The sequence below is a fragment of the Duganella caerulea genome (assembly GCF_040362985.1).
Lineage (GTDB): Bacteria > Pseudomonadota > Gammaproteobacteria > Burkholderiales > Burkholderiaceae_D > Rugamonas > Rugamonas vulcania.
Genome location: NZ_BPWJ01000004.1, coordinates 614964 through 633098, shown reverse-complemented (window position 1 = coordinate 633098; position 18135 = coordinate 614964). Strand labels below are relative to the sequence as shown.

Genomic DNA, 18135 nt, shown 5'->3' with positions numbered 1-18135 from the left:
TTCGCGTTTTTTCCCGGAAACACCACGTAAACACGGGCTTTCGCGGGGCGGCGCACCGTGGCGGCGCGCTTTTCCCTGTGCCGGCGGGGCCGCGACCCGACTTAGCGCATGCCCGGCATCATGCCCTTCATCGAGCGCATCATCTTCATCATGCCGCCGCCCGAGAGCTTTTTCATCATGGTCTGCATCTGCTCGAACTGGGTCAGCATGCGGTTGACCTCCTGCACCTGCACGCCGGCGCCGGCCGCGATGCGGCGCTTGCGGGTGGCCTTGATCAGCTCGGGCTTGGCGCGTTCCTGCGGCGTCATCGAGTCGATGATGCCGACCATGCGCCGCACCTGCTTGTCGGCCTGGTCCATGTTGGCGCCGCCGGCGGCCTGCTGGAACTGCGCCGGCAGCTTGTCGACCAGGCTGGCCATGCCGCCCATCTTCTTCATCTGGCCCAGCTGGGCCTTGAAGTCGTTCATGTCGAACTTGCCGCCGGACTTGACCTTGGCCGCCAGCTCGGCCGCGGCCTTGCTGTCGACGCCCTTGCGCGCCTCTTCCACCAGCGCCATGATGTCGCCCATGCCCAGCACGCGGTTGGCCATGCGGGCCGGGTCGAACGCCTCCAGGCCGTCCAGCTTTTCCGACACGCCGGCAAACTTGATCGGCTTGCCGGTGATGTGGCGCACCGACAGCGCGGCGCCGCCGCGCGAGTCGCCGTCCAGCTTGGTGAGCACGATGCCGGTCAGCGGCAGCGCGTCGTTGAAGGCCTTGGCGGTGTTGATGGCGTCCTGGCCCAGCATGGCGTCGACCACGAACAGCGTCTCGATCGGCTTGACCGCCGCGTGCACGGCGGCGATCTCCTGCATCATCTGCTCGTCGATGCCGAGGCGGCCGGCGGTGTCGATGATCAGCACGTCGTGGTAATGTTTTTTAGCCCAGTCCAGCGCGGCCAGCGCGATCTCGACCGGCTTGTCCTGCGCGGTGGACGGGAAGAAGTCGGCGCCGACCTGGGCGGTCACCGATTGCAGCTGGGCGATCGCGGCGGGACGGTAGACGTCGGCCGAGACGGTCAGCACTTTCTTTTTCTTTTCTTCCTTGAGGTACTTGGCCAGCTTGCCGACGGTGGTGGTTTTACCCACACCCTGCAGGCCGGCCATCAGGATGATCGCCGGCGGCTGCTGGGCAAAGCTCAGCTGCGCGGCCTCGGGGCCGAGGTCGGCGCCCATGATGGCGGCCAGCTCGCGCTGCACCACGCCCACCAGGGCCTGGCCCGGCGTCAGCGAGGAGATCACTTCCTCGCCCAGGGCCTTTTCCTTGACCTTGGCGATGAATTCGCGCACGGCCGGCAGGGCGACGTCGGCCTCGAGCAGCGCCAGGCGCACTTCGCGCAGCATCTCGGCGGTGTTGGCCTCGGTCAGGCGGGCCTCGCCGCGCATGGTTTTAACGACCTTGGCAAGGCGTTGGGTAAGATTGTCTAGCATGATGAACCCGGAATGAACAGTGGCCGCCATTTTACCCCATCGGACCGGCCGCGGGCACCGGCGGCCCTGTTATCATTTATCGCATGAACACAGCACACGTCCTCGCATCGATAGCGCTGGCGCTGGCCGGGCCGGCCGGCGCCGCCACGGTCAGCATGGCCTTCGGCGACAATCTGCCACCCTTTATATTAGCGGGCCAGGATGCCGGCATCGAGGTGGAGGTGGTGCGCGCGGCGCTGGCCTACCGCGGTCACGTGCTGCAGGCGCGCTACCTGCCGATGGGCCGGATTCCGCTGGCGTTCAAGGCGCGCACGGTGGACGCGATCATGATGGACGTCGGCGAGGACATGGCGCGCGAAGGCGGCCACTACGGCGTGGCGCCGGTGGTCTACGACAATGTGTTTTACACGCTGGCCAGCCGCAAACTGCGGATCCGCACGCCGCAGGACCTGCAGGGCCACAGCGTGAACGCCTTTGTCGGCGCGGCCGCGCGCTACCCGGGCTGGCTGCAGCCGCTGGTCCACAGCCGCGACTATGTCGAGAGCAACCGCCAGGAGGTGCAGCCGCAGCTGCTGGCGCTGGGCCGCTACGAGGTCGTGCTGAGCGACCGCATCATCTTCCAGTACTACACGCGCCTGTTGCAGAAGCGCCAGCCAGGCTTTGTGATGCCGGCGGTGGACGAGCACAGCTTCGTGCACGCCAACCCCGACGACTACCGCCCGGTGTTTCGCGACGCCGCCATCCGCGACGACTTCAACGCCGGCCTGGCGCAGCTGCACAAGAGCGGCCGCTACCGTGCCATCTACGACAAGTACCTGAAGGACTAGGCTACGGCAGCACCAGGCGCAGCAGGGCGCCGCCGGCCGACACCGCAAAGCTGTGCGGCCCGGTCGGCACGATGCCGCTCGGACGGTCCAGCCGGGCCGGCAGCGCGCCCAGCACCGTGCCCTGCGACGGCAGGCCCGCCACGCCGGCCACCACGCCGCGGCTGCCGTCGGCGGCGGTGCGCCAGATCACGCCCTGCGCCGCGTCGGCGCTGTAGACATAGCCGTCCGGCGCCGCCAGCACGCTGCGCGGGATGGCCGCGATGGTGCTGACCACGCCCAGCGGCGTGACCTTGCGGTAGGCGGCCGGGGCGCCGGCGGCGTCGCGGTCGGTCACGTACAGGTTGCCGTCGGCGTCGACGCCGTTCAACAGCGGCCAGGCGAAACGGGCCGCCGCGCCGGCGCCGTCGACGCTGGCGGGCGGGCTGGTGCTGCTGTTGTCGATGGTGCCGGCCAGCAGTTGCAGCTGGCCCGCCACCAGGCGGTACACCGCGCCCTGCGCGGTCGGCGTGCGGTTGTTGCCGAGCAGGGTGACGTACAGGCTGCCGTCCCGCGCCAGCGCCAGGCCGCCGGCGCGGGCGCTGAACGGCGTGCTGGCCATGGCCAGCTTGCTGACGGCGCCGGAAGGCGTGGTCTTGCGGACGATGACGCGGCTGCCCATATAACTGGCCGGGTTGGGATCGTCCGCGCCCTCGATCGAATAGACGTTGCCGGCGCTGTCGGCGGCCAGGCCGCCCGGCTGGTAGTAGCGCGCCGCGCCGCCCTGGCCGTCGATCGAGCGGTCTTCGGTGTCGTCGTTCAGGCCGGCCAGTGGCGCCAGCTTGCCGCCGCTGATGCGGTTGACGATGCTGTCGTAGGACAGCAGCAGGCTGCCGTCGGCCGCCACGCGCAGCTGGCCGGGCAGGTCGTTGTTTTGCCGCAGGTAGTTGCCCAGCGAAGCGCCGCGGTAGATGGTGCTGATCGCGTCCCCGGCGATCTTGCGCACGCGGTAACCGGTGCCGCCGGCGGACAGGTCGCGGTCGATCAGCAGCAGGTTGTCGTCGGCGTCGAGCGCCAGGCTGTCGGGCTGGGAGACGCCGCCGCTGGCGACCGGGCCGTCCGCGCTGGCCATCGGGTCGATCTTGACCACGGCGCTGACCGCGCCCGCCGCCGTGCGCTTGTAGATGCTGGTGTGCGCCTGGCTGGCGTAGACGCTGCTGTCGTAGTAATAGATGCTGCCGTGACGGTCCACCAGATAGCCCATGGCGGTCGACGGGCCGGCCACGTCTTTCACGCTGCCGTCCGTGCCCAGCTTGCCCAGCGCGGCGGCCGCGGCCAGGTAGACCGCGCCGCTGTCGTCGCAGAACACGCGGCGCGCGGCGGCGTAGGCCGCCGGCAGCGTGGCGACGGTGGCGATGGCGCCGTCCTTGGCCAGCGTGCGCAGGTAGCTTGCCTGCGCGCCGCGGTCGAGCAGGTACAGCTTGCCGTTGCCGCAGGCCGCCAGCGCGCCGACGCTTTCCACCCGCGCGTGGGCGCGGTCGCCGTCGGCGTGGCCGTTGACGGCGGCCGTCAGCGTGGTGACGTTGCCGTCCCTGGCCAGCAGGCGCACCGCGCTCGGGGCGCCCGGGCGGCTGTCGGCCACGTAGGTGTTGCCGTCGCTGTCGACCGCCATGTCGGCGATCAGGTCGAAGCGGGCCTCGCCGCCCTGGCCGTCGAGGATGAAGTGGCCGCCGATGGTGCCGGCCGTCAGCGTCAGGCCGGCCAGCGCCGGGTCGGGCTGCAGGGAGAGCGTGACGCTCTGGCTCACGCTGCCGGAAGTGGCGGTGATCGTGACCACGCTGGCGGCGTTGATGCGCGCCGGCGGTAGGTAGTTGATGCTGTTGCCGCGGGCGGCCGACAAGCTGCCGGCGCCAGCGTCCAGCTGACGGTGCCGGCGCCGTTGAGCGTGACGCTCAGCGGAACCGGCGTGCCGGTGGTGACCTGCACCAACGGCATGCCGGCGACCACATGCGCCGACGCGACGACCATGGTCAGCGCGGAGGCGGCCGGCGGCGTTGCCGGCGCAGCGGGATCGGTGCCCGGGCCGGCGGCCGTGACGTTGGAGGCGGGCGAAGATCCGCCGCCGCAGGCAGTCAGCGTGATGAGGGCGAGCGCGGTGGCGCACTGGAGGGCGGGGCGGAGGATGGGATTCAAGTTGGCCTTTCGGGAACCGTGTTAATTATTTAGGCAATATTGAAAATATATTATTCCACGGAAAGCTGGGGAATAAATGCGCACATTGTCACGGCGGTTGTTCCGCCCGGCGTGCCCGGCCAGGCCGGGGGCGGCGCGGCGATAGGCAAGTCACCGCCGGCTTGGTATGATCTGCACACATTAAAGTGCCACCACACACGACAGGAGAGACGGATGAAATTGAACGCCATCGGCAAGACCTTGACCATCGCCGCCATGCTGGCCGCCGCCGGCGCGGCGTCCGCGCAGGAGGTGGTCCGCCTGGGCAACCTGAAGTTCGCCCACTACGGCGCGGTTTCCTACATCAAGGAGATCGCCCCCAAGTGCGGCATCAAGGTCGAGGAGCGGGTGTTCGCCAAGGGCCTGGACGTGATGCAGGGGATTATCGCCGGCGAGATCGACGTCGGCACCACGGCGTCCGAGGCCGCCATCTCCGGCCGTGCCAGCGGCGCGCCGATCTACGTGGTGGCCGGCTTCGCCAAGGGCGGCGCGCGCCTGGTGGGCCGCGCCGACCTCAAGATGAAAAGCGTCAAGGACTTGAAGGGCAAAAAGGTCGGCGTCACGCGCGGCGGCATCCAGGAGGTGCTGCTGCTGGCCGAGCTGCAGCAGGCCGGCCTGAGCGCGTCCGACCAGCCTGGCAAGGACGTGCAGCTGATCTACCTGGCCTACGCCGATTTGAACCAGGCGCTGCTGGGCAAGAACATCGACGCCATGATGAACTCCGAGCCGCAGTCGTCGCAGTCGATCAACAAGGGCTACGGCAACGAGATCCTCAAGCCCTACGACACCCCGATCGGCGAGCCGGTGCGCACGATGGTCATGACCGAGAAGTTCTATAAAGAGAAGCGGCCGCTGGCCGAGAAGTTCATGCGCTGCTTCGTCGAGGCCACCAAGACCTTCATCGACCAGCCGGCCGTGGCCGAGAAGTATGTGCGCGAGACCGTGTTCAAGGGCCAGATCACCAAGGAAGACTTCAACGACGCGATCGGCAATTCGCCGTATTCGTACGACATCACGCCCGAGCACATCCAGGTCACCACGGATGTCATGTTCAAGACCGGCGTCGGCCGCATGAGCAAGCCGCCCGCCGCCAAGGAATGGGTCAAGACCGACCTGCTGGACGCCGCCAAGAAAAGCCTGGGCGTCAAGTAAATGGCCAAGTTCAACGCGAAGGAGGCGGGCGTCGGCCTGATCGTGCCGGCGCTGGTGATCGGCGTGTGGCAGCTGGTGTCGATGAAGGGCTGGGTCAATCCGCAGATGCTGCCGTCGCCGCTGGCGGTGCTGGAACGCTGGATCGCCTATCTGCTGCCGGTGCAGCCGTACAGCCCGGAGCAGGGCAGCTGGCTGCTGTGGGCCGTGTCGGGCGAGCTGATCGTCGACGCCCTCGGCAGCCTGTACCGCGTGCTGGTCGGCTTCGCCATCGGCGCCGCGCTGGCGCTGCCGCTCGGGCTGGTGATGGGCGCCAGCCAGACCGTGTACGCTTGGCTCAACCCGCTGATGCAGCTGCTGCGGCCGATTCCGCCGATCGCCTACATCCCGCTGTCGATCCTGTGGTTCGGCCTGGGCAATCCGCCGGCCATCTTCCTGATCGTGCTGGGCGCCTTCTTCCCGGTGCTGATGAACACGATCGCCGGCGTGCGCCAGGTCGACAGCATCTACCTGCGCGCCGCGCGCAACCTCGGCGCCAGCGGCGCCACGCTGTTCGTGCGCGTGATCCTGCCGGCCGCCGTGCCGTATATCCTGTCGGGCGTGCGGATCGGCATCGGCACCGCCTTCATCGTGGTGATCGTGTCCGAGATGATCGCCGTGAACAACGGCCTGGGCTTCCGCATCCTGGAGGCGCGCGAGTACTTCTGGTCGGACAAGATCATGGCCGGCATGATCACCATCGGCCTGATCGGCCTGATCATCGACACCGCCGTCAATAAACTGAACAACCATCTGCTGCGCTGGCACCGCGGCCTGGAGAACTGATGAACCCTCATCACATCGTTGTCGCCAACGTCAGCAAGGTGTTCCAGACCGCCGAGCGCCAGCTGGTGGCGCTCAAGGACATCGACCTGGAGATCCCGCAGGGCCAGTTCGTCTGCCTGCTGGGGCCCTCGGGCTGCGGCAAGTCCACGCTGCTCAACGCCATCGCCGGCTTCGCGCCGCCGAGTTCCGGCCGCATCCTGGCCGACGGCAAGGAAGTGCGCGCGCCCGGCCCCGAGCGCGGCATGGTGTTCCAGGAATACGCGCTGTTCCCCTGGATGACGGTGGAAAAGAACATCGCCTTCGGCCTGGAGATCAAGGGCATGCCGCAGGCGCAGATCACCGCCAAGGTGGACCAGCTGCTGGCGATGCTGTCGCTGGGCGACTTCAAGCACCGCTTCCCCAAGGACCTGTCGGGCGGCATGCGCCAGCGGGTGGCGATCGCCCGCGTGCTGGCGCTCGATTCGCCGATCATGCTGATGGACGAGCCGTTCGGCGCGCTGGACGCGCTGACCCGCCGCAACCTGCAGGACGAGCTGCTGCGCATCTGGGCCGAGCTGAAGAAGACCATCATCTTCGTCACCCACAGCATCGAGGAGGCGATCTACCTGGCCGACCGCATCGTGGTGATGACCTACCGTCCCGGCACCGTCAAGCGCGACCTGATGGTCGAACTGCCGCGCTTGCGCGATCCGGCCTCCGCCGAGTTCAACGCGCTCAAGCGCGAACTGGGCCAACTGGTGATGGAGGAGCAGCAGCGCCATCACAACGACGAGCTGCGCATGGCAGCCGTCGACTGAGCGATGGTGTAAACTGCCGGACATGCAGACTATCCTACTTTTGGCAGCCATCGCGCTGTACCTGTTATGCGCGGCGCTGCCGTCGCGCCGTGCCGGGCTGATTTCCGCCGTGACCGCCGCCGCCTGGCTGCTGCACGGCGCCGGCCTGTGGTCCGAGGTGGCCGGCGGCGCCGGCGCCATCCGCATCGGCTTCGCGGCCATGCTGTCGTCGGCGCTGTGGGTGTCGGTCGGCGCCTACTGGATCGAGAACCAGAATTTCAGCCTGGACGGCATGCGCCGCCTGGTCATGCCGAACGCGGCGCTGGCCGCCGCGCTGCAGGCCGGCTTCCCCGGCAGCGTGATTGCGCTGGAGGGCAAGTCGCCGCTGTTCGGCTGGCACATCGCCATCGCCACGCTGGCCTACAGCACGCTGACGGTGGCCGCCTTCCACGCGGTGCTGATGGCGCTGCAGGAAAAGCGCCTGCACGCGGGCACCGAGCGCAAGGGCTTCCTGGCCTCCGCGCTGGACCAGCTGCCGGCGCTGCTGACCATGGAGAAGCTGTTGTTCCGCATGATCGGCATCGGCTTTACCCTGCTCAGTTTGACGGTGCTGTCGGGGATCGTGTTCTCGGAACAGCTGTTCGGCCAGGCGCTCAAATGGGACCACAAATCGGTGTTCACCATGATGTCGTGGGTGCTGTTCGCGTCGCTGCTGGCGGGGCGCCGTTTCCGCGGCTGGCGCGGCAAGACCGCGCTGAGCTTCACGCTGGCCGGTTTCGCCACCTTGTTGCTGGCCTATGTCGGCAGCCGTTTTGTGTTTGAAGTGGTTTTGCATAAGGGTTGGGCATGAGCCGTATTATCTTTTGGCTGGCGTTGGTATTCCTGGTGATCTTCGCCATCCGCAGCAAGATCCGCGAGGCGCAGAAGCGCCACCAGCAGCAGTTCCGCGAGCCGCGGCAGCCGTCCGGCCGCGCCGCCGGCCAGTCCGCGGCCGAGGCCAGGGCCGTGGCCGAAGCCGAGACCATGCTGCAATGCGCCCACTGCGGCATCTTCTATCCCGCATCGGAAACCGTGCAGGCGCGCGGCCGCGACTATTGCAGCGCGGCCCACGCCACGCTGCCTGGCGTTTAGGCCTCCCCGCGCATGATCGCGCGCCTTCAAGCCTTGTCGGCCGGATCGCGCGCTACCTTCTGGCGTTCGCTGCAGACGCTCAACGCCACCCGCGTGGTGATCGCGCTGGTGCTGCTGGTCTACCTGAGCTTTGACAACCACGGCCTGCGCGCCTCCGGCCCCTATCTGTACCTGCAAATCTGCCTGGTCTATTTTGGCCTGGCGATCCTGTTCGCGCTGACGGCGGTCTACTGGCAGCGCCGCTTCCTGCTGCAGCTGCTGTCGCAGGTGGCCTGCGACCTGGCCGTCATCTCGCTGCTGTTCCTGGCCGGCGGCGGATTGCGCAGCGGGCTGGCCATCCTCTATTTGTTCCCGCTGGCCGGCGTGGCCATCCTGGCGCCGCTGATGCTGTCGCTGTTCTGCGCCGCGCTGGTGGCGCTGTTCATGCTGGCCGAGTCGACCTGGCAGGTGTTCATGATGGAGGGCGAGCAGCCCTACCTGCAGGCGGGCCTGTACGGCGCGGCCTTCTTCGCCGCCGTGCTGGTGGTCAACCGCATGGCGGCCCGGTTGATCGGCCAGGAGGAGCTGGCGATCCAGCGCGGTGTCGAGATCACCGTGCAGCAGGCGGTCAACCGGCTGGTGATGGCCAACGTCGGCGACGGCATTTTGGTGGTCGATCCGGACGGCCAGGTCTTCGCCGGCAATCCGGCGGCGCAGCAGATGCTGGGCATGGTCGGGCCGGAGATGACGTTCCTGCTGTCGGCCGCCGCCGCGCTGGCGCCGCTGGCGCAGGCCTACGCCGAGTGGCGCGCCGACCCCGCGCGCAGCACGGCCTACGTCACCATCAAGCCGTATGCCGAGGTGGCGCTGCGCGATGTGACGGCCGCGTGGAGCGCGCGGCGCGACTTGGCCGCGCATTTGAAGGTGCGCTTCGCGGCGGTCGACACGGCCGGCCTGGGCACGGAGCGCAGCGTGATCTTCCTGCAGGACGTGACCGGCATCGAGAATCAGGCGCAGCAACTGAAGCTGGCGTCGATGGGGCGGCTCACGGCCAGCATCGCGCACGAGGTGCGTAATCCGCTGTCGGCCATCGGCCACGCCACCGCGCTGCTGGGCGAGGATCTCGACAGCACCGTGCATCTGCGGTTGCTGAAGATCGTCGGCGACAACGTGGCGCGGGTCAACCGCATGGTCGAGGACATCCTGCAGCTGTCGCGCAAGGTGCAGCCGCACAGCGAGCCGCTGGCGCTGGACGTCTTCCTGGCCGAGCTGAAAAGCGAATTCGTCGACACCCACGGCCTGCCGCACGACATCATCGCCATCGCGGCGTCGGCCGGCACGCTGGTGCGCTTCGACGCGCTGCACCTGCGCGAGGTGGTGCTCAACCTGCTCAACAACGCGGTGCGCTACGCCAGCGGCGCGCCGGCCTCGGTGCGCGTGGAGCTGGTGAGCGGGAAGGCGCGGCCGATGGAGCTGCACGTGCAGGACGACGGCCCCGGCATCTCGCCTGAGGTGCGCGCCCACCTGTTTGAGCCGTTTTACACCACATCGAGCAAGGGGACCGGCCTGGGACTATATCTGGCGCGCGAATTGTGTTTGAATAACGAAGCGCGGTTGGACTACGAATATCGTTTTGATATCAAAGACAGCCCCGATGGGACTCCCCGCTCGCGCGGGCGCTTCGTGATCACTTTCGCGCAACCGGCGCAGACGTAGAAAGGCTGTTTGATGACTGCTAGAGGTTCCCAACGCGCCCCGCGCGTGCTGGTCGTCGACGACGAGGCCGACCTGCGCGAGCTGCTGGAACTGACCCTGCTGAAAATGGGCCTGGACGTCGACAGCGCCGCCACGCTGGCGCAGGCGCGCGGCCTGCTGGCCAACGCCGAACGCGAGTACCAGCTGGTGCTGACCGACATGCGCCTGCCCGACGGCCTGGGGCTGGAGCTGGTGCGCGAGGTGAGTGCCGCATATAAGAACACGCCGATCGCGGTGGTGACGGCTTTCGGCAGCGCCGACAACGCCGTCATCGCGCTCAAGGCCGGGGCCTTCGATTACATCTCCAAGCCGGTGGCGCTGGACCAGCTGCGGGTGATGGTCCAGTCGGCGCTGCGGCTGAACGCCGAGCCGCCGGCCGGCGAGGCGCCGTGCGCCGCGCCGCTGGACAGCCGCTTGAAAGGCGAGTCGGCCGTGATCCAGGCGCTGCGCGCGCAGATCGCCCGGCTGGCGCGTTCGATGGCGCCGATCGCCATCAACGGCGAATCGGGCAGCGGCAAGGAACTGGCGGCGCGCGAGATCCACGCCCAGAGTTCGCGCGCGGGCAAGCCCTTCATCGCCGTCAACTGCGGCGCGATTCCCGAGGCGCTGATGGAGGCGGAGTTCTTCGGCTACCGCAAGGGCGCCTTCACCGGCGCGGCCGATGAGCGCGACGGCTTCTTCCAGGCGGCCAACGGCGGCACGCTGATGCTCGACGAGGTGGCCGACCTGCCGCTGGCGATGCAGGTCAAGCTGCTGCGGGCGATCCAGGAGCGGCGCGTGCGCAAGATCGGCGCCACCGCCGAGGAGCCGGTCGATGTGCGCATCATCAGCGCCACCCACAAGAACCTGGAACAGTGCGTGGAGCAGGGCAGCTTCCGGCAGGACCTGTTCTACCGCCTGAACGTGATCGAATTGAGTCTGCCGCCGCTGCGCGAACGGCTCGACGACCTGGCCGTGCTGACCACCGCCATCCTCGAGCGGTTGGGCACCTTCGAGCACAAGGTGCGGCTGGGCGAGGGCGTGCTGGAGACCCTGCGCGGCTACTCCTTCCCCGGCAATGTGCGAGAGCTGGAAAATATCCTGGAGCGCGCGCTGGCCTTCGCCAACGACGGCGTGATCGAGGTGGCCGACCTGGCGCTGAAGGGCGCGCGCAACGCCGAGGCGCCGGCGCCGCTGACGGCGTCGCAGTCCGCCGACGGCGCCGCGTCGGCCGTGCCGCCGTCGCCGCCGTCGCCCGCATCGTCGGCGCAGGCGGCATCCGCTGCCGCATCGACTTCGGCGCCGGCATCCGCAGCGGCAGCGACAACCGCCCCGGCCCATGCCGACCCCGCGCCGTCCGCCGCGCTGCCGCATCTCGACGCGCTGCCCAGCAGCCTGCCCGACTACCTGAACCAGATCGAGCGCGACATCATCCTGCGCGCGCTGGCGCAGACGCAGTTCAACCGCACCCAGGCCGCCCAGCTGCTGGGCATCAGCTTCCGCCAGCTGCGCTACCAGATGCAGAAGCTGAACATCCAGGAGCCGGAGGCGTGAGCCGCGCGGAAGTGGGGGCGGACGGCTGGTGGCGGCCGGCGATCCGCTACGACAGCCCGCACGCCGACTGCCGCCCCGACCCCGCCGACATCACGCTGCTGGTCATCCACAACATCTCGCTGCCGGGCGGCCGTTTCGGCGGTCCGCACGTCTCCGACCTGTTCACCGGCCGCTTGGACTATAATACTGACCCCTCGTTCGCCGACCTGCGGGGGCTGAAGGTGTCGAGCCACTTCTTCATCCGCCGCGACGGCCGCGTGATGCAGTATGTTTCTGCCAACGAGCGTGCCTGGCACGCGGGCTTGTCGTCGTTCCGCGGGCGGGAGAAGTGCAACGACTATTCGATCGGCGTCGAGCTGGAAGGCACCGACGGCAGCGGCTTCGAGCCGGCCCAGTACCAGGCGCTGGCCGAGCTGACGGTGGCGCTGCAGGGACGCTACCCGCTGGCCGACGTCCAGGGCCACGAGCACATCGCGCCGGGCCGCAAGACCGACCCGGGGCCGTTGTTTGATTGGGAATTTTATCGGAAAACCTGGCAGTCGCTGCTTAATCGAAAGGCACTGGACCAGCCCGCGTTAGTGGGCGCTAGCGCTGAATTGCGCTTCGCAAAAGGGCTCCCGCAAAGTCAATAGAAAAATTGCCGTAAACGGCAAAATTTCCACTTGTCTTACCATTATCTGACCACTACAATCAGTGTATCGATTCACACCAATCACTAGATATAGTAGTTCCCATGACACTGGTTCTTAAACTATTTACAAGCCGCCAAGGCCAGTCCAACACCCATTTTATTGCAGTTTAACCAGCCAGGCAGGTTTGGCTGGCCGCTTCATTTTGGCCTTTTTTTATACAACATTACGTCGCGCAGCACTGACTGCACGCTGTTATCGGGGAGCTTAAATGCAATCTACTCAAGACATCACCATCAATCCAGCGCTGGTACCAGCAGCCGCTGCGAGCACCGCCAGCAGCCCGGTCACGGCCGCCAGCGACCTCGGTGACTACCGCATCATCCGCCGTAACGGCGCGGTCGTCGCGTTTGAACCGTCGAAAATCGCGATCGCCATGACCAAGGCCTTTTTGGCCGTCAACGGTGGTCAGGGCGCGGCTTCGGCGCGCGTGCGTGAATTGGTAGAACAGCTGACCTCCAGCGTGGTCACCGCCCTGGTGCGCCGCCAGCCATCGGGCGGCACCTTCCACATCGAAGACGTGCAGGACCAGGTTGAACTGGCGCTGATGCGCTCCGGCGAACACGATGTCGCCCGCGCCTACGTGCTGTACCGCGCCAAGCACATGGAAGAGCGCCGCGCCGCCAAGGAAGCGCAAGGCGCCGCCGCCACCATCGACGCGCCGCAAATCCACGTGGTTGAAAACGGCGAGCGCAAGCTGCTGGACATGAACCGCGTCACCGGCTTGATCAACGCCGCCTGCATCGGCCTGGAAAAGCACGTCGACGCCGACGCCATCGTGGCCGAGACGCTGAAGAACCTGTACGACGGCGTGCCGGTCGAAGAGCTGCACAAGTCCGCCATCCTGGCCGCCCGCGCGCTGATGGAAAAAGACCCGGCCTACTCGCAAGTGACCGCCCGCATCCTGCTGCACACGATCCGCAAGGAAGTCTTCGGCAAGGAAGTGGCGCAGGGCGCCGCGGCCGCCGAATACGTGACCTACTTCCCGCAATACATCGCCAAGGGCATCGCCAACGAACTGCTGGACACCAAGCTGGCCGAGTTCGACCTGGCCCGCCTGGCCAAGGCGCTGGTCGCCGACCGCGACCTGCAGTTCGGCTACATCGGCCTGCAAACCCTGTACGACCGCTACTTCCTGCACGTGCGCGACGTCCGCATCGAGATGCCGCAGGCGTTCTACATGCGCGTCGCCATGGGCCTGGCCCTGAACGAATCGGACCGCGAAGCGCGCGCCATCGAGTTCTACAACCTGCTGTCGACCTTCGACTTCATGTCGTCGACCCCGACCCTGTTCAACTCGGGCACCCTGCGCTCGCAGCTGTCGTCGTGCTACCTGACCACCGTGTCGGACGACCTGGAAGGCATCTACGACGCCATCAAGGAAAACGCCCTGCTGGCGAAATTCGCCGGCGGCCTGGGTAACGACTGGACCCCGGTGCGCGCGCTGGGCGCCCACATCAAGGGCACCAACGGCAAATCGCAAGGCGTGGTGCCGTTCCTGAAAGTGGTCAACGACACCGCCGTCGCGGTCAACCAGGGCGGCAAGCGCAAGGGCGCGGTGTGCGCCTACCTGGAAACCTGGCACATGGACATCGAAGAGTTCCTGGACCTGCGCAAGAACACCGGCGACGACCGCCGCCGCACCCACGACATGAACACCGCCAACTGGATCCCGGACATGTTCATGAAGCGCGTGATGGAAAAGGGCGAGTGGACCCTGTTCTCGCCATCGGACTGCCCGGACCTGCACGACCTGGTCGGCAAGGCCTTCGAAAAAGCCTACCTGGGCTACGAAGCCAAGGCCGCCGCCGGCGAGATCCGCGTGTTCAAGAAGATCGCCGCGCTGGACCTGTGGCGCAAGATGCTGTCGATGCTGTTCGAAACCGGCCATCCATGGATCACGTTCAAGGACCCATGCAACATCCGTTCGCCGCAGTCGCACGTGGGCATGGTCCACAGCTCCAACCTGTGCACCGAGATCACGCTGAACACCGGTCCTGACGAAATCGCCGTCTGCAACCTGGGTTCGGTCAACATGCCGGCCCATATGAAAGAGGGCAAGCTGGATCACGTCAAGCTGAAGAAGACCATCCGCACCGCGATGCGCATGCTGGACAATGTGATCGACATCAATTACTACGCCGTCGACAAAGCGCGCAACGCCAATATGCGTCACCGTCCGGTGGGCCTGGGCGTGATGGGCTTCCAGGACTGCCTGCACATGATGCGCATTCCGTTCTCGTCGAACGAAGCCGTGTCCTTCGCCGACACCTCGATGGAAGCGGTGTGCTACTACGCCTACCTGGCCTCGACCGAACTGGCCGAGGAACGTGGCCACTACCAGTCGTACAAAGGCTCGCTGTGGGATCGTGGCATCCTGCCGCAGGACTCGATCAAGCTGTTGGCCGAAGAACGCGGCGGCTACCTGGAGCAGGACACCTCGTCGGCCATGGACTGGACCCCGGTGCGCGACCGCATCAAGAAGTTCGGCATGCGTAACTCGAACTGCGTGGCGATCGCTCCAACCGCGACCATTTCGAATATCATTGGCGTGTCGGCCTGCATCGAACCGACCTTCCAGAACCTGTACGTGAAGTCCAACCTGTCGGGCGAGTTCACCGAGATCAACGCCTACCTGGTGCGCGACCTGAAGGCGCGCGACCTGTGGGACGAGGTGATGATCTCCGACCTGAAGTACTTCGACGGCTCGCTGGCCAAGATCGACCGCATCCCGCAAGACCTGCGTGACATTTATGCAACCGCGTTCGAAGTGTCGCCGACCTGGCTGGTGGAAGCCGCATCGCGCCGCCAGAAGTGGATCGACCAGGCGCAGTCGCTGAACATCTACATGGCCGGCGCGTCGGGCAAGAAGCTGGACGAGACCTACAAGCTGGCATGGCTGCGTGGCCTGAAAACCACCTACTACCTGCGTACCATCGCCGCCACCCACATGGAGAAATCGACCTCCAAGACCGGCGCGCTGAACGCGGTGGCCGTGGACGGCGGCATGTCGGCCAGCGCCATGGCCGCGTCGGCTCCGGCGGCGGCAGCCGCTGCGCCGGCGGTCGAGGAGGGCGCCGCCTGCTACCTGCGTCCCGGCGACGACGGTTTCGAGGAATGCGAAGCCTGCCAATAAGCGGGCGGCAAACGTACTAATATAGAGAGTGAACCGTCCCGGCCCGTCCGGGCGGTTCTTTTTACACCGAATTCAGAAGGAAAACACCATGTCGCTGTCCTGGGACGAAGAGGCCGCACCGGCCGCATCACAAGCTGCTGTCAATCAAAATGCGCAAGCCGCGCTGGCTTCCGGCGAAGCCAACGCCGAGCAAGTCGCGCTGCGCGTCAATGCCGACGACAAGCGCATCATCAACGGCAAGACCGACGTCAACCAGCTGGTGCCATTCAAGTACAAGTGGGCGTGGGACAAATACCTGGCCGGCTGCGCCAACCACTGGATGCCGCAGGAAGTGAACATGCAGCGCGATATCGAGCTGTGGAAGAACCCGAACGGCCTGACCGAGGACGAGCGCCGCCTGGTCAAGCGCAACCTGGGCTTCTTCGTCACCGCCGACTCGCTGGCCGCCAACAACATCGTGCTGGGCACCTACCGCCACATCACCGCCCCGGAATGCCGCCAGTACCTGCTGCGCCAGGCGTTCGAAGAGGCGATCCACACCCACGCCTACCAGTACATCGTCGAGTCGCTGGGCCTGGACGAGGGCGAGATCTTCAACGCCTACAACGAGGTCAAGTCGATCCGCGACAAGGATGAGTTCCTGATTCCGTTCATCAACACGCTGACCGACCCGGCCTTCACCACCGGCACCGTGCACAACGACCAGCAGCTGCTCAAGTCGCTGATCGTGTTTGCCTGCCTGATGGAAGGCCTGTTCTTCTACGTCGGCTTCACCCAGATCCTGGCGCTGGGCCGCCAGAACAAGATGATGGGCGCCGCCGAGCAGTACCAGTACATCCTGCGCGACGAGTCGATGCATTGCAACTTCGGCATCGATCTGATCAACACGATCAAGATGGAAAACCCGCTGCTGTGGACGCCTGCGTTCAAGGAAGAGATCAAGCAGCTGTTCCTGAAGGCGGTGGACCTGGAGTACGCCTACGCCGAAGACACGATGCCACGCGGCGTGCTGGGCCTGAACGCGACCATGTTCAAGGGCTACCTGCGCTTCATCGCCAACCGCCGCGCCACGCAGATCGGCCTGGAGACGCTGTTCGACCAGGAAGACAACCCGTTCCCATGGATGAGCGAGATGATCGACCTGAAGAAGGAACGCAACTTCTTCGAGACCCGCGTCATCGAGTACCAGACCGGCGGCGCGCTGAACTGGGATTAATCAGTACGCTGGCGGTAGAGCGACACACAAAAAGCCTGGCAATTGCCAGGCTTTTTGCTTTTTGATGGCATCTGACTCGCTTGGGGCAGAAGCTGGCGAATGAGTTCGGTCGAGGCTTCGAGACGCAGAATCTTCGCCGGATGGTGCAGTTTGTACAAGCCTTCCCTGACCTGGAAAATGTCGCATCGCTGATGCGACATTTGAGTTGGACGCACTTTTTGCAGCTGCTGCCATTTTGTTTTTCCACCGCCGCCTCCGTCGCCTGGTGGCCATCGAACTCAAACTTGGGCGCTTCAAAGCCGCCCATAAAGGACAGATGGAGTTGTATCTCAAGTGGCTGGACAGGCACGAGCGCCACTCTGGCGAGGAGTCACCCATTGGATTGATTCTGTGTGCGGAATCCAGTCATGAGCAAATAGAACTGCTTCAGATGCATAAGGATGGCATCACTGTGGCCGAATACTGGACTGAGCTGCCTCCCAAGGCGAAATTGGAGCGCAAGCTGCACATGGCACTTGAGGAGGAGAGAGAGCGTTTAACGCGGCGAGGACTATTGTTGGACCGTTCGGAGTGAGAGCCGCTCGCGGTTGGCCTCGATGACGCGGCCGATGGTCTTGATCGGGGCAGTGCGGATCGGGGCGCCCCAGGCCAGATGTACCCGCCTGCTCAGCATCAAGTGCCACCCGCGCAAACGGCGTTTGGGTTCGGCGCTGAGCTCGGGCGAGGCGGCCCTCTTAAAGTCAAACATATTGTCTCTTAACGAGGGGATGCGTCCTTAATGGCTAATATAGTGTCCCTTAACTTTGCGGCTCATAGCGCAGCGGCGAACCGCCGCAGATATTCAATAGCGTAAACAGACGTATCGGCTGACCTTCAGTCTCGGCATGCCGGCGGCGATTTCGCGCCGCCAGCCGGGAACTCATCGAGCGCCAATGGACCGCATGCCGCACGACGTCCACGCCCGATTCGACCGGGCGATGGCGGCGTCCCTCGACTCGAACTGAGTTTGGTGGCGCGGCGCGTCGACCACGCGCGACGAGGTGTGCGCGAAGCGGTGGTGACGAAGTCCGGCAGCGAGATGGCGGACGCCGTCGCCGCATGCGCGAGAACCTCGTCGCCGAGTCGATGGCCGATCGCGGTGCGGTCCGTCGGCGCGCCTTGCCACGCTTGATGAAACGCGTCGCCGCCGGCGCGAACGCGCGTCCGCATCGCCGCGAAAACGGCGAGTGGAATCGAGCGATGTGCGATCGCGCATCGCGTCGCGCGCGCGTGCGATGCGTGAGCACCGCAGTATTGTGCTTGCCATTCGCCGCACTCTGTCTCATAATCGCGACGAAATTAAAACAGTGAGTAGCGGCGGCGCGCAAGCGATGCGCAAGCGCTCTCGATTTCGGAAGCGGGTGGTGCGGATTTTTCGCCGGTGACGACGGCATCGCAGAAAC

Annotated in this window: 16 protein-coding genes and 1 pseudogene; 14 read left to right on the top strand and 3 right to left on the bottom strand. The window is 66.0% G+C overall.

Annotated features, from left to right (window positions below):
• Positions 1-101: 101 nt before the first annotated feature.
• Positions 102-1469 carry a signal recognition particle protein gene (gene ffh / locus ACUJB0_RS15660; protein ID WP_444846026.1) on the bottom strand — a complete coding sequence of 456 codons (1368 nt, stop codon included), beginning with the start codon at positions 1467-1469 and terminating at the stop codon, positions 102-104.
• A gap of 83 nt (positions 1470-1552) precedes the next feature.
• On the opposite strand from ffh, the gene ACUJB0_RS15655 reads away from it, so the two are divergent.
• Positions 1553-2296 (top strand): substrate-binding periplasmic protein, encoded by a 744-nt coding sequence (locus ACUJB0_RS15655; RefSeq protein ID WP_444846025.1) that lies wholly within the window; start codon positions 1553-1555, stop codon positions 2294-2296.
• 1 nt (position 2297) lies between these two features.
• On the opposite strand, the gene ACUJB0_RS15650 is transcribed toward ACUJB0_RS15655, so the two are convergent.
• On the bottom strand, positions 2298-4172 hold the full coding sequence (locus ACUJB0_RS15650) for an NHL repeat-containing protein (protein ID WP_444846024.1): 1875 nt from the start codon (positions 4170-4172) through the stop codon (positions 2298-2300).
• Positions 4076-4465: a hypothetical protein gene (locus tag ACUJB0_RS15645; protein ID WP_444846023.1), complete on the bottom strand. Its 390-nt coding sequence runs from the start codon at positions 4463-4465 to the stop codon at positions 4076-4078. Before ACUJB0_RS15645 ends, ACUJB0_RS15650 begins: the two co-directional genes overlap by 97 nt.
• Before the next feature lie 213 nt (positions 4466-4678).
• On the opposite strand from ACUJB0_RS15645, the gene ACUJB0_RS15640 reads away from it, so the two are divergent.
• The 13 genes and pseudogenes from ACUJB0_RS15640 to ACUJB0_RS15580 all read left to right on the top strand — a co-directional run bounded on the left by ACUJB0_RS15640 (position 4679) and on the right by ACUJB0_RS15580 (position 18043).
• A complete protein-coding gene (locus ACUJB0_RS15640; protein WP_444846022.1) occupies positions 4679-5656 on the top strand; it encodes an ABC transporter substrate-binding protein in 978 nt (325 codons plus the stop codon).
• Complete coding sequence (locus tag ACUJB0_RS15635; RefSeq protein WP_444846021.1) at positions 5657-6478, top strand: ABC transporter permease; 822 nt, start codon at positions 5657-5659, stop codon at positions 6476-6478.
• On the top strand, positions 6478-7275 hold the full coding sequence (locus ACUJB0_RS15630) for an ABC transporter ATP-binding protein (protein ID WP_444846020.1): 798 nt from the start codon (positions 6478-6480) through the stop codon (positions 7273-7275). The genes ACUJB0_RS15635 and ACUJB0_RS15630 overlap by 1 nt, the downstream gene beginning before the upstream one ends.
• A 22-nt stretch (positions 7276-7297) precedes the next feature.
• Positions 7298-8104 carry a cytochrome C assembly family protein gene (locus tag ACUJB0_RS15625; protein ID WP_444846019.1) on the top strand — a complete coding sequence of 269 codons (807 nt, stop codon included), beginning with the start codon at positions 7298-7300 and terminating at the stop codon, positions 8102-8104.
• A complete protein-coding gene (locus ACUJB0_RS15620) occupies positions 8101-8385 on the top strand; it encodes a PP0621 family protein (RefSeq protein ID WP_444846018.1) in 285 nt (94 codons plus the stop codon). The genes ACUJB0_RS15625 and ACUJB0_RS15620 overlap by 4 nt, the downstream gene beginning before the upstream one ends.
• Positions 8386-8397: 12 nt before the next feature.
• Positions 8398-10080 (top strand): sensor histidine kinase, encoded by a 1683-nt coding sequence (locus ACUJB0_RS15615; RefSeq protein ID WP_444846017.1) that lies wholly within the window; start codon positions 8398-8400, stop codon positions 10078-10080.
• A 12-nt stretch (positions 10081-10092) separates the two neighbouring features.
• Entirely contained in the window at positions 10093-11652 is a 1560-nt protein-coding gene (locus tag ACUJB0_RS15610; RefSeq protein WP_444846016.1) for a sigma-54-dependent transcriptional regulator, read from the top strand.
• The gene (ampD, locus tag ACUJB0_RS15605; protein WP_444846015.1) at positions 11649-12284 is read left to right on the top strand and encodes a 1,6-anhydro-N-acetylmuramyl-L-alanine amidase AmpD; all 636 of its coding nucleotides are present in this window, start codon (positions 11649-11651) and stop codon (positions 12282-12284) included. Before ACUJB0_RS15610 ends, ampD begins: the two co-directional genes overlap by 4 nt.
• Before the next feature lie 268 nt (positions 12285-12552).
• Positions 12553-15477, top strand: coding sequence for a ribonucleoside-diphosphate reductase subunit alpha (locus ACUJB0_RS15600; protein ID WP_444846014.1), 2925 nt, complete (start codon positions 12553-12555; stop codon positions 15475-15477).
• Between the two features lie 88 nt (positions 15478-15565).
• Positions 15566-16693: a ribonucleotide-diphosphate reductase subunit beta gene (locus ACUJB0_RS15595; protein ID WP_444846013.1), complete on the top strand. Its 1128-nt coding sequence runs from the start codon at positions 15566-15568 to the stop codon at positions 16691-16693.
• Between the two features lie 80 nt (positions 16694-16773).
• Positions 16774-16872 (top strand): annotated as a pseudogene (locus tag ACUJB0_RS15590) (hypothetical protein); the annotation flags it as partial.
• Positions 16873-16898: 26 nt separating this feature from the next.
• Entirely contained in the window at positions 16899-17267 is a 369-nt protein-coding gene (locus tag ACUJB0_RS15585; RefSeq protein ID WP_444846012.1) for a PDDEXK nuclease domain-containing protein, read from the top strand.
• Positions 17268-17791: 524 nt separating this feature from the next.
• The gene (locus ACUJB0_RS15580; protein WP_444846011.1) at positions 17792-18043 is read left to right on the top strand and encodes a hypothetical protein; all 252 of its coding nucleotides are present in this window, start codon (positions 17792-17794) and stop codon (positions 18041-18043) included.
• Positions 18044-18135 lie beyond the last annotated feature (92 nt).